The organism is Streptomyces sp. NBC_01471 (genome assembly GCF_041438865.1).
Taxonomy (GTDB): domain Bacteria; phylum Actinomycetota; class Actinomycetes; order Streptomycetales; family Streptomycetaceae; genus Streptomyces.
In genome coordinates this window covers 6,431,864-6,445,000 of record NZ_CP109450.1, presented here as the reverse complement: position 1 = coordinate 6,445,000, position 13,137 = coordinate 6,431,864, and the positions used below count along the sequence as shown (strand labels likewise).

14 protein-coding genes (1 of these 14 running past the window's edge) are annotated in these 13,137 nt (G+C 70.8%); 7 read left to right on the top strand and 7 right to left on the bottom strand.

Going from position 1 to position 13,137, the window contains the following annotated elements:
• From OG285_RS28870 to OG285_RS28860, 3 genes are all read left to right on the top strand, one after another.
• Positions 1-235 carry the 3' end of a sporulation protein gene (locus OG285_RS28870; protein ID WP_356836703.1) on the top strand. It extends 548 nt beyond the left edge of the window, so 235 of the gene's 783 nt are visible here — the last part of the coding sequence; its start codon lies beyond the left edge, outside the window; it ends in the stop codon at positions 233-235.
• A 41-nt stretch (positions 236-276) separates the two neighbouring features.
• Complete coding sequence (locus tag OG285_RS28865) at positions 277-813, top strand: YbhB/YbcL family Raf kinase inhibitor-like protein (RefSeq protein WP_356836705.1); 537 nt, start codon at positions 277-279, stop codon at positions 811-813.
• Positions 814-955: 142 nt separating this feature from the next.
• Positions 956-1,459, top strand: a complete 504-nt coding sequence (locus OG285_RS28860; protein ID WP_266858388.1) for an HNH endonuclease — start codon at positions 956-958, stop codon at positions 1,457-1,459.
• A gap of 85 nt (positions 1,460-1,544) precedes the next feature.
• Here OG285_RS28860 and OG285_RS28855 read toward each other — a convergent pair whose 3' ends face one another.
• The 3 genes from OG285_RS28855 to OG285_RS28845 all read right to left on the bottom strand — a co-directional run bounded on the left by OG285_RS28855 (position 1,545) and on the right by OG285_RS28845 (position 3,883).
• A complete protein-coding gene (locus OG285_RS28855; RefSeq protein ID WP_164267481.1) occupies positions 1,545-2,486 on the bottom strand; it encodes an SPFH domain-containing protein in 942 nt (313 codons plus the stop codon).
• An 82-nt stretch (positions 2,487-2,568) separates the two neighbouring features.
• Positions 2,569-2,997, bottom strand: a complete 429-nt coding sequence (locus OG285_RS28850; RefSeq protein ID WP_356836708.1) for an NfeD family protein — start codon at positions 2,995-2,997, stop codon at positions 2,569-2,571.
• A gap of 88 nt (positions 2,998-3,085) precedes the next feature.
• Positions 3,086-3,883, bottom strand: a complete 798-nt coding sequence (locus OG285_RS28845; protein ID WP_356836711.1) for an ABC transporter ATP-binding protein — start codon at positions 3,881-3,883, stop codon at positions 3,086-3,088.
• Positions 3,884-4,054: 171 nt separating this feature from the next.
• Between OG285_RS28845 and OG285_RS28840 the strand changes: the two genes are divergently transcribed.
• Positions 4,055-4,843, top strand: a complete 789-nt coding sequence (locus OG285_RS28840) for a hypothetical protein (RefSeq protein WP_371792636.1) — start codon at positions 4,055-4,057, stop codon at positions 4,841-4,843.
• 150 nt (positions 4,844-4,993) lie between these two features.
• Here the strand turns inward: OG285_RS28840 and OG285_RS28835 are convergent, their stop codons facing one another.
• From OG285_RS28835 to OG285_RS28825, 3 genes are all read right to left on the bottom strand, one after another.
• Positions 4,994-5,233: a chaplin gene (locus tag OG285_RS28835; RefSeq protein WP_356836715.1), complete on the bottom strand. Its 240-nt coding sequence runs from the start codon at positions 5,231-5,233 to the stop codon at positions 4,994-4,996.
• Positions 5,234-5,377: 144 nt separating this feature from the next.
• Positions 5,378-6,037, bottom strand: a complete 660-nt coding sequence (locus tag OG285_RS28830; protein ID WP_328325225.1) for a response regulator transcription factor — start codon at positions 6,035-6,037, stop codon at positions 5,378-5,380.
• On the bottom strand, positions 6,030-7,175 hold the full coding sequence (locus OG285_RS28825; protein ID WP_371792635.1) for a GAF domain-containing sensor histidine kinase: 1,146 nt from the start codon (positions 7,173-7,175) through the stop codon (positions 6,030-6,032). The genes OG285_RS28830 and OG285_RS28825 overlap by 8 nt, the downstream gene beginning before the upstream one ends.
• A gap of 205 nt (positions 7,176-7,380) precedes the next feature.
• Between OG285_RS28825 and OG285_RS28820 the strand changes: the two genes are divergently transcribed.
• The 3 genes from OG285_RS28820 to OG285_RS28810 all read left to right on the top strand — a co-directional run bounded on the left by OG285_RS28820 (position 7,381) and on the right by OG285_RS28810 (position 10,186).
• On the top strand, positions 7,381-8,079 hold the full coding sequence (locus tag OG285_RS28820; protein ID WP_356836719.1) for an SDR family oxidoreductase: 699 nt from the start codon (positions 7,381-7,383) through the stop codon (positions 8,077-8,079).
• Positions 8,076-9,149 (top strand): S-adenosylmethionine:tRNA ribosyltransferase-isomerase, encoded by a 1,074-nt coding sequence (locus tag OG285_RS28815; RefSeq protein WP_371792634.1) that lies wholly within the window; start codon positions 8,076-8,078, stop codon positions 9,147-9,149. The genes OG285_RS28820 and OG285_RS28815 overlap by 4 nt, the downstream gene beginning before the upstream one ends.
• Positions 9,150-9,430: 281 nt before the next feature.
• Positions 9,431-10,186, top strand: a complete 756-nt coding sequence (locus tag OG285_RS28810; protein WP_356836723.1) for a transglycosylase SLT domain-containing protein — start codon at positions 9,431-9,433, stop codon at positions 10,184-10,186.
• Between the two features lie 106 nt (positions 10,187-10,292).
• On the opposite strand, the gene OG285_RS28805 is transcribed toward OG285_RS28810, so the two are convergent.
• Positions 10,293-12,866 (bottom strand): FHA domain-containing protein, encoded by a 2,574-nt coding sequence (locus tag OG285_RS28805; protein WP_371792633.1) that lies wholly within the window; start codon positions 12,864-12,866, stop codon positions 10,293-10,295.
• Positions 12,867-13,137 lie beyond the last annotated feature (271 nt).

Here is a 13,137-nt window from a genome sequence, read left to right as displayed (position 1 = left end):
GTTCTGCCCGCCGGAGCAGTACCGGGGGCTGAACCAGGTCGAGCTGACCTTCGTCACGGACGACCGTGAGATGGACGTGGTCCTGGAAATGGACAAGAAGCCGGGCCTCTTCAGCGAGGGCAGCGACTCCTATCGGGCGTTCCAGGTGGGTCTGCACGATTTCCGGGACACCGACTGGACGGGATACCTCCATCAGTGGCTGGCCGATGTGGGGGGCAGACGGAACTGGCTCTAGGGTCGGACACGGAACTGACAGCCGATGCAGGAGGTGCCGTCGTGACCGGGCTCAGCAAGCCGCCGCTCCCCCATGACTTTCATCCGCCGGTGCCCTCGTTCACCGTGGTGAGCGAGGACATCGCGCCGGGGTCGGTATTGAAGGACACTCAGGTGTACGCGGCGGGGAACACCTCGCCGCAGCTGCGGTGGGAGGGATTCCCGCCGGAGACCAGGAGCTTCGCCGTGACCTGCTTCGACCCCGACGCGCCCACCGGCAGCGGGTTCTGGCACTGGTCGCTGTTCGACATTCCGGCCTCCGTGACCGAGCTTCCGGCGGGTGCGGGAAGTGGTGCGTTCGAGGGGCTGCCGCCGGGCGCGGTCCAGGCCCGCAACGATTACGGCGCGAAGGAGTTCGGGGGCGCCGCGCCGCCGGCCGGTGAGAACCACCGTTATGTCTTCACCGTGTACGCGGTGGACACCCCGCAGCTCGGTATCGACTCGGACACCCCGCCCGCCGCGGTCGGCTTCAATCTGCGTTTCCATACGCTGGCCCGCGCCCAGCTCATCGCTGAGTACGCGGCTCCCGCCGAAAGCTGAAACCCGCGCGTCTGTTTGCCCTGCCCCGGTCTTGGAGAGACCAGGGCAGGGCCTTTTTTATTGCGTTGTCCATCGTGGCGTGCCCGGCCAGAGTTGATCCCAGTCCCGCCAGGGGGTGGGCCGGCACACGGAGGTGGGCACCATGCGGGACACATTGGTACTGAACGCCAGCTTCGAGCCGCTGTCGACGGTGACGCTCAACCGCGCGGTGGTCCTGGTGCTCCAGGACAAGGCCGTGGTCGAGCAGGCCCACCCCGGGCTCCGGGTGCGTGCGGCCGCTGTCGAACTGCCGGTGCCCCGGGTGATCAGGCTCTGCCGGTACGTCCGGGTTCCGTTCCGAAGACAGGCACCGTGGTCGAGACGGGGGGTGCTGGTCCGCGACCAGCACCGGTGCGCGTACTGCGGGCGGCGGGCCACCACCGTCGACCACGTGGTGCCGCGCGCCCAGGGCGGCCAGGACACCTGGCTGAACACGGTGGCCTCCTGTGCCGAGGACAACCACCGCAAAGCGGCCCGTACCCCGGACCAGGCCGGAATGCCGCTGCTGCGCAGGCCGTTCGTCCCGACGCCTGCCGACGCGATGATGCTCGCGCTCGGTGCCGGCGACCGGCAGGCGCTGCCCGACTGGCTCCCGCAGACCGCGTAACCGCCGCGAGCGCAACCGCCTGCCGTGCCGTACGGAACAGCCCGCCCCCGGGGCCGGGGGCGGGCTGATGGACTGCGCCGGGTCGTTACTCCGAGGGGCGCCTGGCGGCCGGCGGCGCGGGCGACTCCTTGCCGGTGTTGAAACCGGGGACGTTCTCGCCGAGGTTCCCGAAGGCTCCGCTGAGACCCTTGAGCGCGTCGCCGATCTCGCTCGGCACGATCCAGAGCTTGTTGGCGTCGCCCTCGGCGATCTTCGGGAGCATCTGGAGGTACTGGTAGGCGAGCAGCTTCTGGTCGGCGTCGCCCGCGTGGATCGACTCGAAGACCGTACGAATGGCCTGGGCCTCGCCCTCCGCGCGCAGCGCCGACGCCTTGGCCTCACCTTCGGCCCGGAGGATGGCCGACTGCTTCTCGCCCTCGGCGCGCAGGATTTCGGACTGCCGGACACCTTCGGCCTGGAGGATCGCGGCGCGCTTGTCACGGTCGGCGCGCATCTGCTTCTCCATCGAGTCCTGGATGGAGGTGGGCGGCTCGATGGCCTTCAGCTCGACGCGGTTGACGCGGATGCCCCACTTGCCGGTGGCCTCGTCGAGTACGCCGCGCAGCGCCGCGTTGATCTCCTCACGGGAGGTCAGGGTCCGCTCCAGGTCCATGCCGCCGATGATGTTGCGGAGGGTGGTGACGGTGAGCTGCTCGATCGCCTGGATGTAGCTGGCCACTTCGTAGGTCGCGGCGCGGGCGTCGGTCACCTGGTAATAGATGACCGTGTCGATGTTGACGACCAGGTTGTCCTGCGTGATCACCGGTTGCGGCGGGAAGGGCACGACCTGTTCCCGGAGGTCGATCCGGTTGCGGATCGAGTCGATGAACGGGACGACGATGTTCAGCCCGGCGTTCAGAGTGCGTGTGTAGCGGCCGAACCGTTCGACGATGGCGGCGCTGGCCTGTGGGATCACCTGGATCGTCTTGATCAGGGCGATGAAGACCAGCACCACCAGAATGATCAGAACGATGATGACGGATGGCATCGTGCTCCCCGTGCCCTTCGATTGCCGGCAGTTCCCGATGAATGATCTTCGCAGACCTCGGTCTGCCGTGTGTGCGGTTCTGTCACAGGACGACGGCTGTCGCTCCGTCGATCTCCACGACGTCAACCTGCTGACCTGGCTGATAACTGGTGTCGCCGTCGAGGGCCCGCGCCGACCAGACCTCCCCGGCGAGCTTGATACGGCCGCCGCTGCCGTCGACCCGTTCCAGGACGACGGCCTGACGGCCCTTCAGCGCATCGATTCCGGTGGCCAGTTCGGGCCGCTGGGACCGGTGCCGGTTGGCGATGGGACGTACTACGGCGATGAGCGCGACGGACACGGCCACGAAGACGAGGACCTGGAGCACCGGGCCGGCGCCGAGGGCGGCGGTGGCCGATGCGGCGACCGCTCCCACGGCCAGCATCCCGAATTCGGGCATGGCGGTGATGACGAGCGGGATTCCCAGCCCTGCCGCGCCGATCAGCCACCACACCCATGCCTCGATGTCCACGGGGTCATGGTAGGGCGGCAGTCCCCTCCGGGGACAGGGCGCAGGTGTCTTTCGGCCCGGACGAAAGACCCTGGGGATACGGAACCGGTCAGCCGAGCGGAAGACCCTGCGCGGTCCAGCGGTTGCCGCGCTGTTCGACGACGAGCGGCAGCCCGAAGCAGAGGGAGAGGTTGCGGGAGCTCAGCTCGGTCTCCATCGGACCGGCGGCGAGCACCTTGCCCTGACGGATCATCAGGACGTGGGTGAAGCCGGGGGCGATCTCCTCGACGTGGTGGGTCACCATCACCATCGAGGGCGCGTACGGATCCTTGGCCAGCCGGCCGAGACGGCGTACGAGGTCCTCGCGGCCGCCGAGGTCGAGACCGGCGGCGGGCTCGTCGAGCAGGAGCAGTTCGGGGTCGGTCATCATCGCGCGGGCGATCAGGGTGCGCTTGCGCTCGCCCTCGGAGAGGGTGCCGAACTTGCGGTCCAGGAACTCGGTCATGCCCAGGCGGTCGAGGAAGGCTCGGGCACGCTGCTCGTCGACCTCCTCGTAGTCCTCGTTCCAGGTGGCCGTCATGCCGTAGGCCGCGGTGAGCACCACCTGGAGGACGGTCTGCCGCTTGGGCATCTTCTCGGCCATGGCGGCGCCCGCCATGCCGATCCGGGGGCGGAGCTCGAACACGTCGGTACCGGGCTTGCCGAGCTGCTCACCGAGGATCGACGCGGTGCCGGTGGACGGGAAGAGGTAGCTGGACGCGATGTTGAGGAGTGTGGTCTTGCCCGCGCCGTTGGGGCCGAGGATGACCCAGCGCTCCCCCTCCTTCACCGCCCAGGAGACGTCTTCCACCAGAGCACGTCCGTCGCGGACCACCGATACGTCCAGCAGCTCCAGTACATCGCTCATGAGCGCGTTGTCTCCCCATGCAGTCTCGGTTCGCGCGTGCGCCTGTGGGCGCAGCTCCCAGGGAAAACTTACGCCACCTGACAAGTGGCCCCGTGCCTAGGGCTCTCGTTCGGCGCGAGCCAGGCCCAATCCGCACGAGAGGCCCCCGGTCCCGGTCCCTACGCTGGGTCCATGTTCACGGAACCACGCTCAGGACGGCTGGCCGCATGGGGAAATGCCCTTTTGGCCGGGAATGTATCGCCGGATGACGCCGCACTCGCCATCGTGAGTGAGGACGCTGTGCACCGGATCGAGGGGCTGCCCGGCGAGGAGGGGCCCGTCGGGCTCACGCTCGCTCTGGGGCGGCTGAGAGCGCTCGGCGCGACCGGTTACCGGGTGGCGATGCCCACAGCGGGACACCCGCTGGGCCTCAGCGGGCCGCCGGAGTTCAACGCGCGGGCGCTGGAGGCGGAGGAGGCGGTCACCGTATTCGGAGTGGCGCTGGGGCTGGTGCCCGAGCTGTACGAGGCGGGCCCGGAGGGAGATCTGCACCGGGAGGTGGTCTGGCACTGCCTGCCGGTCCGCGAGGCGCCGCCGGCCGATGTGCCCTCGCTCGGCGAGGCGGAGCGCGAGCTGGCGGAGGCCCTGCGGGAGGCGACCGCGGTGCTCTCGGGTCTCGATGTGGCGGGCGGCGGCCCGGCTGCCGAGGCGGCGATCGACGCCTACCGGGCCCGGGCCGAGGCGGGGGCCGGGGAGCTGCTCGCGCCCGGGTATCCGGCGCGTGCGGTCCGGGTGCTGGAACTGGCCCGGCGGGTCGGACTGCTGGTCTCGGTGGCGTACGAGCACGGGCCGGGCGGCGCGGTGAGTGCGTCGGAGATGGCGGCGCGGGGAGAGGCGCTGCGGCCGGTGGAGCGGGTGGCCCGGCGGGCGCAGGTGGCGGCGTACAACGCGTATGTGGAGGAGCGGGAGCGGCGCGGCTGACCTGGGCCGCTCATGCTCTCGGGCCTCGCGTGCGGGAGCGATGCGGCCGACAAGGGCCCTCGGGCCGCGCGGCCGACGCGGGGACCTTGCGGCCGACCGGCCCCCCGGCGCGGTGTCCGAGGGGCCGGTCGGCCGGTGACCGCTGTCCGGTCAGCCGTTGAGGCCGTGGTTGGCGAAGGCCGGGTTCAGCACGCCGATGACGGAGACGGTGTTGCCGACGGCGTTCACCGGGACGTGCACCGGGGCCTGCACCACGTTGCCGGAGACGACTCCCGGCGAGTTGGTCGCCGCACCCGCTGCGTGCGAGGCGGCGGACGCGGCGCCCGCTCCGGCGGCGAGGACGCCACCGGCGACGAGGGTGATGGTGGCGGCCTTCTTCAGGTTCTTCATTTCAGGTTCCTCCTAGCTGGCTGCGGCCGGCGCCGCAGCACGCATGGAGAACGGCACAGGGTTCATCCGGATACGCCATGTGGGTGACTTACACCCGACGGTATGAATCTCACATCGGAATATGTACGGCCGCTGACGGTCCGCTCAGCCCGCCGCCCCGTTCCGTACCGCCCAGAGCGCCGCCTGGGTCCGGTCGGCGAGGTCCAGTTTCATCAGGATGTTCGACACATGTGTCTTGACGGTCTTCTCGGAGAGGACCAGCGCCCGGGCGATCTCCCGGTTGGAGCGGCCGTCGGCGATCAGCCCGAGCACTTCGCGTTCCCGCTCGGTGAGCGCGGTGCCCCTCCCCTGTCCGCCGCCCGGCTCCTGGGAGAGGAGCGCCCCGGCCACCTCGGGCTGGAGGAGGACGTGCCCGGCGTGGACCGAGCGGATCGCGTCGGCCAGCGCCTCCGGGTCGACGTCCTTGTACACATAGCCCGAAGCGCCCGCGCGCAGCGCCGGAACGACGGTGCGCTGCTCGGTGAAGCTGGTGACCACCAGCACCCGGGCCGGATTGGCCAGCTCCCTGAGCCTGCGCAGCGCCTCGATGCCGTCCATGCCCGGCATCTTGATGTCCATCAGGACGATGTCGGGGCGCAGCTCCTCGGCGGCGGCCACCCCCTGCTCCCCGTCCGGCGCCTCACCCACGACCTCGATGTCGTCCTGGATCTCCAGAAAGGTGCGCAGCCCCCGCCTGACCACCTGGTGGTCGTCGACGAGCAGGACGCGGATGGCCGCCTTCGGCCTGGGTGCGGTGTCAGCCACCGGGCACCTCCATCTCGATCGTGGCGCCCTCTCCGGGCGCCGATTTCACCCTGAGCCTGCCCCCGACGCCGCTCGCCCGGTGCCGCATGGAGACCAGACCGAGGTGCCGGCCGGCCCGCCGGACGGCCGACGGATCGAATCCGGCGCCGTCGTCGGTGACCCGCAGGACCGCGCCGCGTCCGCTTCTGTCCAGTACGACATCGATCCGCCCGGCACCCGAGTGGCGCAGGGCGTTGTGCAGCGCCTCCTGCGCCACTCGCAGCAGCGCCTCCTCCTGGGCCGCGGGCAGTGCCCGCAGCGGCCCGCTCCGAAAGGTGACGTGGGGGGTGTGGGCGCGGTCGAGGACCTGGATGTGCGTCCGGAGCGTGTGGACCAGGCCGTCCTCGTCGAGGGCGGCGGGGCGCAGCTCCACGACGGCGGCACGGAGTTCGTCGGCGGCCTCCGCGGCGAGGTCGGCCACCTGCTGGAGCTCGCCCTTGGCACGGGCCGGGTCGCGGTCCACCAGGGTGGCGGCGGCCTGGGCGGTCAGCCGCAGGGAGAACAGTTTCTGGCTGACGGCGTCATGGAGCTCGTGCGCCAGCCTGGAGCGTTCCTCGGCGATGGTCAGCTCGCGGCTTCGCTCGTAGAGGCGGGCGTTGGTGAGGGCGATGGCGGCGTGCTGGGCGAGGATCGTCAGCAGTTCCTCGTCCTCCTCGGTGAATCCGCAGCTGCCGGGGGGCCTGGGGCACCGTTTGTTGGCGAGGAAGAGCGCGGCGATCGTCTCGTCTCCGTCGCGGACGGGCAGGCCCAGGAAGTCCGACATGTCGGGGTGCGCGGACGGCCAGCCGCCGAAACGGGGGTCCTGGCGTACGTCGTCGAGGCGCTGGGGCTTCTCGTCGTGCAGCATCGCGGCGAGGATGCCGTGCTGGCGCGGGAGCGGGCCGATGGCCTTCCACTGGGCGTCGCTGATGCCGTCGACCACGAACTGGGCGAAGCCGCCGTGGTCGTCGGGGACCCCGAGCGCGGCGTACTCGGCGTCCAGCAGCTCGCGGGCCGAGACCACGATCGTCTTGAGGACGTCGCGGACCTCCAGGTGCCTGCTCATGGCGAGCAGGGCGGTGCTCACGGCGGACAGGCCGGAAGCGGGTCTGTGTGACATGGCCACACCGTACCGGCGGTCCGGGCGGGCCGTATCGGGCTGTGGACGGCTCCGGCCCGGTCCATCGGGACCAGGTCGCCGGGCCGCGGGGACCAGGCCTAAAGGGCCATGGCCCCCGGGGCCCGCGGACGAGGCGCGGAGCGGGGGTGCGTTCCTACCTTGGTGGCACCAAGCGGGGAAACGAACGCGACGGAAGAGGCGTGCCATGGCGGTAGCGGTCATCACGGGCGGATCGAAGGGGCTGGGCCGGGCACTCGCGGCGGGGCTCGCGGAGCGGGGCTGGGATCTGGTCGTCGACGCGAGGAACCGGGAGGTCCTGGACGAGACCGTGCGGGGGCTGGCGGAGTACGGCACGCGGGTCGTGGCGGTGGCGGGGGATGTCTGCGACGCCGCGCACCGGAGCCGGCTGGTGGCGGCGGCGCACGGCCTGGGCGGGCTCGATCTGCTGGTCAGCAATGCGAGCGCGCTGGGCGCCGAACCGCTCGTACGCCTGGAGGAGCTGACGCCCGACGGGCTGCGGTCGGCGCTGGAGACCAATGTGGTGGCCGCGCTCGGTCTGGTGCGGGAGGCGCTGCCGCTGCTGCGGGCGGCCGGTGCGGGGGCGGTGATCACGGTGAGTTCGGACGCCGCTGTCGGGGCGTATCCGACGTGGGGCGGGTACGGGGCGTCGAAGGCGGCGCTGGACCAGCTGTCGGCGGTGCTGGCTGCGGAGGAGCCGGGGCTGCGGGTGTGGGCGGTGGACCCGGGCGACATGCGGACCGATCTGTACGCGGCCGCGGTGCCCGGTGACGAGGAGGCGAGGCCCGCTCCGTCGGAGGTGGTCCCGGCGTTTCTGCGGCTGCTCGACGAGCGGCCCGCGAGCGGCCGGTACTCGGCTCCCGCACTGGCCGGTGAGGTGCGATGAGCGCGCGGCAGGGGCTGCGGATCCCCGGCGGGCTGCTGGCAACGGTGCCGGCCGAGGAGCGCGGGCGCGGGCGGGACGACGTGCGGCTGATGGTCTCGCGCGGCGCCGCGGTCTCCCACCACGCCTTCCGGGAGCTGCCGGGACAGCTGCGGGCGGGAGACGTCCTGGTGGTGAACACCTCACGGACGCTGCCCGCCGCGATCGACGGGACAGCACCGGCGGGGGCCCGTGTCGTGGTGCACTTCTCCGCCCGCGGGGACGACGGCCGGTGGGCGGTGGAGCTGCGGGAGCCGGTGCCGGGCGGGAGCACCCGGCGGTGCGCGGGCGGCCCGGCGGGGTCCGTGGTGCGGCTGCCCGAGGGCGTGCGGCTCGTGTGGGAGGAGCCGCTGGCCGCCGGTGAGGACCGGTTGTGGTGGGCGCGGCCGTCGGTGACCGGGGTGCCGGAGCTGCTCGGGCGGCACGGCCGCCCGATCCGGTACGCGTACACCCGGCGTGACCAGCCGCTCTCCGCCTATCAGACGGTGTTCGCGCTGGCCGCGCCGGACGGGGCGGGTTCGGCGGAGATGCCCAGTGCCGCGCGGCCCTTCACCGCCGGGCTGGTCGCGGAGCTGGTGAGCCGCGGGGTCCAGTTCGCGCCGGTGGTACTGCATACCGGGGTGGCGTCGGCGGAGGCGCACGAGACCCCTGGTCCCGAACGGTTCGACGTGCCGGCGGCCACCGCCCGGCTGGTCAACGCGGCGCGGGCGGGCGGCGGGCGGATCGTCGCGGTGGGGACGACGGCGGTGCGCGCCCTGGAGACCGCGGCCGGGCCGGACGGGGTGGTGCGGGCGCTGGCGGGGTGGACGGATCTGGTGGTCACGCCCGGCCGCGGAGTGCGGGCGGTGGACGGACTGCTGACCGGGCTGCACGAGCCGGAGGCCTCGCATCTGCTGATGCTGGAGGCGGTCGCGGGGCGGGCCGCGCTGGAGCGCAGCTATGCGGAAGCGGTACGGGCGCTCTACCTCTGGCACGAGTTCGGGGACGTTCACCTCATCCTTCCGGATGAGGAACCTAACGTTCCGCATTGCTAGAGCAACGCATTGTGAATTCCCTGTGCGAACGGTGTGACGCCGCACATAGGACCCACGTCACTTACGAGGTTCGCTAGTGGATGCTTAAGGGGCTCCTGGACCGGGTACGCGCGGGCGCCCAGCCCTCCAGGACCTCCCCCACGCCACTAACCAGGATCGTACGTCACACCTTTGCCACAAGATTTTGCGGCCGCTAAGAATTGCTCCCGTCGCCGCCCCAGGGGCGCAACCGCCGCCCCCGGCGCATCGCGACTTCCGCTTATTCGAAGAGGTACGCCCGCATGACCGAGAACCACCACGGCCGTCGTCGGCTGACCAAGACCCATAAGTACTCGATCGGTGGAGTGGCCGCCATCGGCGCCGCAGCCGTCGCCTTCACGCTCGTTCCCGGAAACGCGTCCGCCGAGACGACCCACACGTCGATCGACGCGGCCCCGGTGGCCTTCGCCTCGCAGACCAGGACCGTGGAGGCCAGCCTCCACACGCAGCAGACCCACGCCGACAAGGCCGCCAAGGCCGCGGCGGCGAAGGCCAAGGCAGCTGCCAGGGCCAAGGCCGAAGCCAAGGCGAAGGCCAAGGCCGAAGCCGCCGCCAAGGCGAAGAGCGAGGCTGCCGCGAAGGCCAAGGCGAAGGCCGCCGCCGCGGCGAAGGCCAAGGCGAAGGAGCGGGAGGCCAAGGCGGCCGCCAGCCGCTCCGCCGCCCGCACGCCCGTCTACGCGAACAACCTCGACGGCTGGATCCGCCACGCGCTGGCCATCATGCAGGCCAAGGGCATCCCCGGCTCGTACGACGGCCTGCAGCGCAACATCATGCGTGAGTCCGGCGGCAACCCGATGGCCATCAACAACTGGGACATCAACGCCCAGAACGGTGTCCCGTCGAAGGGTCTGCTCCAGACCATCCAGCCGACGTTCGACACGTACCACGTCGCCGGCACGTCGACCAACATCTACGACCCGGTCGCCAACATCACCGCCGCCGCGAACTACGCCGCAGCGAACTACGGCTCGATCGACAACGTCAACAGCGCCTACTGATCCGGCACTGATCACGTACTGGCCGGGCACGGCCGGGCCACGCCGAAGGGCGGCACCCCACTGCGGGTGCCGCCCTTCGGCGTGGTCTCCGGTCCGCCGGTCCGCCCTACTTGCGCATGACCTCGGGCTCGTGGCGGCGCAGCAGCCGCGCCACCACGACGCCGCAGACCACGCCGATGGCGAGCAGGACCCCCATGTCCATCACCCAGGTACCGAGGGTGTGGTCCCAGAGCGGGTCCGTGCTGGTCGGGTCCTTCTTGTTGGGCAGCAGGACGTTCAGCGACGCCGTGGCACCCGCGGCGGCGACCGCCCAGCGGGCGGGCATCAGGAACGAGAACTGGTTGATCCCCGTGGCGCCGTTCAGGGTGAAGAGACAGCCCGTGAAGACGACCTGCGTGATGGCGAACATGACGAGGAGCGGCATGGTCTTCTCGGAGGTCTTCACCAGCGAGGAGATGATCAGGCCGATCATCATCGAGGTGAGCCCGAGGGCCATGATCGGCAGGGTCATCTCCAGCCGGGTGGAGGTGGAGAAGACCAGCCCCTCGGCGGGCGCCTTCTTCAGCCCGAAGCCGATACCGCCGATGATGGCGCCCTGCACCAGGGTGATCAGGCCGAGCACGATCACCTTGGACATCAGATAGGCGGAACGTGACAGGCCGGTGGCCCGTTCACGTTCGTAGATCACCCGTTCCTTGATCAGTTCTCGTACGGAGTTGGCCGCCCCGGCGAAGCAGGCGCCCACCGCGAGGATCAGCAGGATCACCGAGCCGTCGCCGTTGCTGAGGTGTCCCGCCGGCGGGCCGAAGCCGAGTCCGTAGTCCGCGGGGATCAGCGCACCGACCGTGCCCAGCACCGCGGGCAGCAGCAGGGAGAGCGCCATGAAGCCCCGGTCGGAGACGATCACCGAGACATAGCGCCGGATCAGGGTGAGCAGCTGGGATCCCCAGCCCTGCGGCTTCGGCGGCTTCATCGACTGGGCGGGCGGCATCTGGACCGACTGCACGGCGACCGCGTCGATGTCCGCCGCGTACATCTGGTAGTGCTGCGAACCGCGCCAGCGCCCCGCCCAGTCGTAGTCGCGGTAGTTCTCGAAGGCCGAGAAGACATCGGCCCAGCTGCTGTAACCGAAGAAGTTGAGCGCCTCCTCGGGCGGTCCGAAGTACGCGACCGAGCCGCCGGGTGCCATCACCAGAAGCTTGTCGCAGATGGCGAGCTCGGCGACGGAGTGCGTGACGACGAGGACCGTACGGCCGTCGTCGGCGAGGCCGCGCAGCAGCTGCATGACGTCGCGGTCCATGCCCGGGTCGAGCCCGGACGTCGGCTCGTCCAGGAAGATCAGCGACGGCTTGGTCAGCAGTTCGAGCGCGACCGAGACGCGCTTGCGCTGGCCGCCGGAGAGGGAGGCGACCCTCTTCTCCTTGTGGATGTCCAGCTTGAGCTCGCGCAGCACCTCGTCGATGCGCGACGAGCGCTCCGCCTCGGTGGTGTCGGCGGGGAAGCGCAGCTTGGCCGCGTACTTCATCGCCTTACGGACGGTGAGTTCCTTGTGCAGGATGTCGTCCTGCGGGACCAGTCCGATGCGCTGGCGCAGCTCGGCGAACTGCTTGTAGAGGTTCCTGTTGTCGTAGAGGACATCGCCGCGGTTCGCGGGCCGGTAACCGGTGAGCGCCTTGAGCAGGGTGGACTTCCCGGAGCCCGACGGGCCGATGACCGCGATGAGCGACTTCTCGGGGACGCCGAACGAGACGTCCTTGAGGATGTCCTTGCCCCCGTCGACCGTCACCGTGAGGTGTCGGGCGGAGAAGGAGACCTCGCCGGTGTCGACGAACTCCTCAAGCCGGTCGCCGACCAGCCGGAAGGTCGAGTGGCCGACGCCGACGATGTCGTTCGGGCCGATCAGGGCCGTGCCGGACTTGGCCATCGGCTGGCCGTTGATGTACGTGCCGTTGTGGGATCCGAGGTCACGGATCTCGAAGCGGCCGTCCGGTGTCGCCACGAACTCGGCGTGGATGCGGGAGACCTGGAGGTCGGAGACCACCAGTTCGTTCTCCAGCGCACGGCCGATGCGCATCACCCGGCCCATCGCCAGCTGGTGGAAGGTGGTCGGGCTGCGGTCACCGTACGCCGGCGAGGCCCCCGCGCCCCCGTCCGCTCGACCGCCCTGCTGGGGCACCTGGCCCTGCGGCTGCTGCCAGCCCTGCGGGGCCGCGTTCCGCGGCGGCTGCTGGGCCGGGGCCCAGCCCGCCGGGGCACCCTGCTGCTGGGCAGGTGCGTAGGCCGGCCCCTGGGCCTGGGCGGCCTGGGCGGCCTGCGGGGCGTGCGCGGGTGCCTGGGCCTGCGTCGGCGCGGACGCCTGGGCCGGCGCGGACGCCTGGGCGGCGGCCGCCGACGCGGACAGACTCAGCAGCGGGCCGTCGGTCGCGTTGCCGAGGTGCACCGCCGAACCGGGGCCGATCTCCAGCTGCTGGATCCGCTGCCCCTGTACGAAGGTGCCGTTGGTGGAACCGTGGTCCTCGATGACCCAACCACGGCCCCCCCAGCTGATAGTGGCGTGTCGCCACGAGACCCTGGCGTCGTCGATCGGCAGGTCCCCCTGCGGATCACGGCCGAGGGTGTACGACCTGGACGGATCGAGCGTCCAGATCCTGCCATTCAGTTCAACTACGAGTTCCGGCACTCCAGCCCCACTTATTGTCCCCCGAGGTACCCCCGTTGCAGGGAGTCTAGGGATGGCGAACATCGTGGGGAACTATTTCAGGCACAGGCACGTATCGGGAACCCGGGCGTGTGACGACCGCGTACCAATGGAGTGCAGGTGCACAGGTCCGGGCGACGTTCGGGACAAAAGGGAGCTGCCGCGGCGGGCGCCCCGCCCGGTCCCGCCACGGGCGTCCGGTCCTCGGGACGGGCTGCCTGCGGCCGGGCCGCGACCTATACGGTGGGAGCAC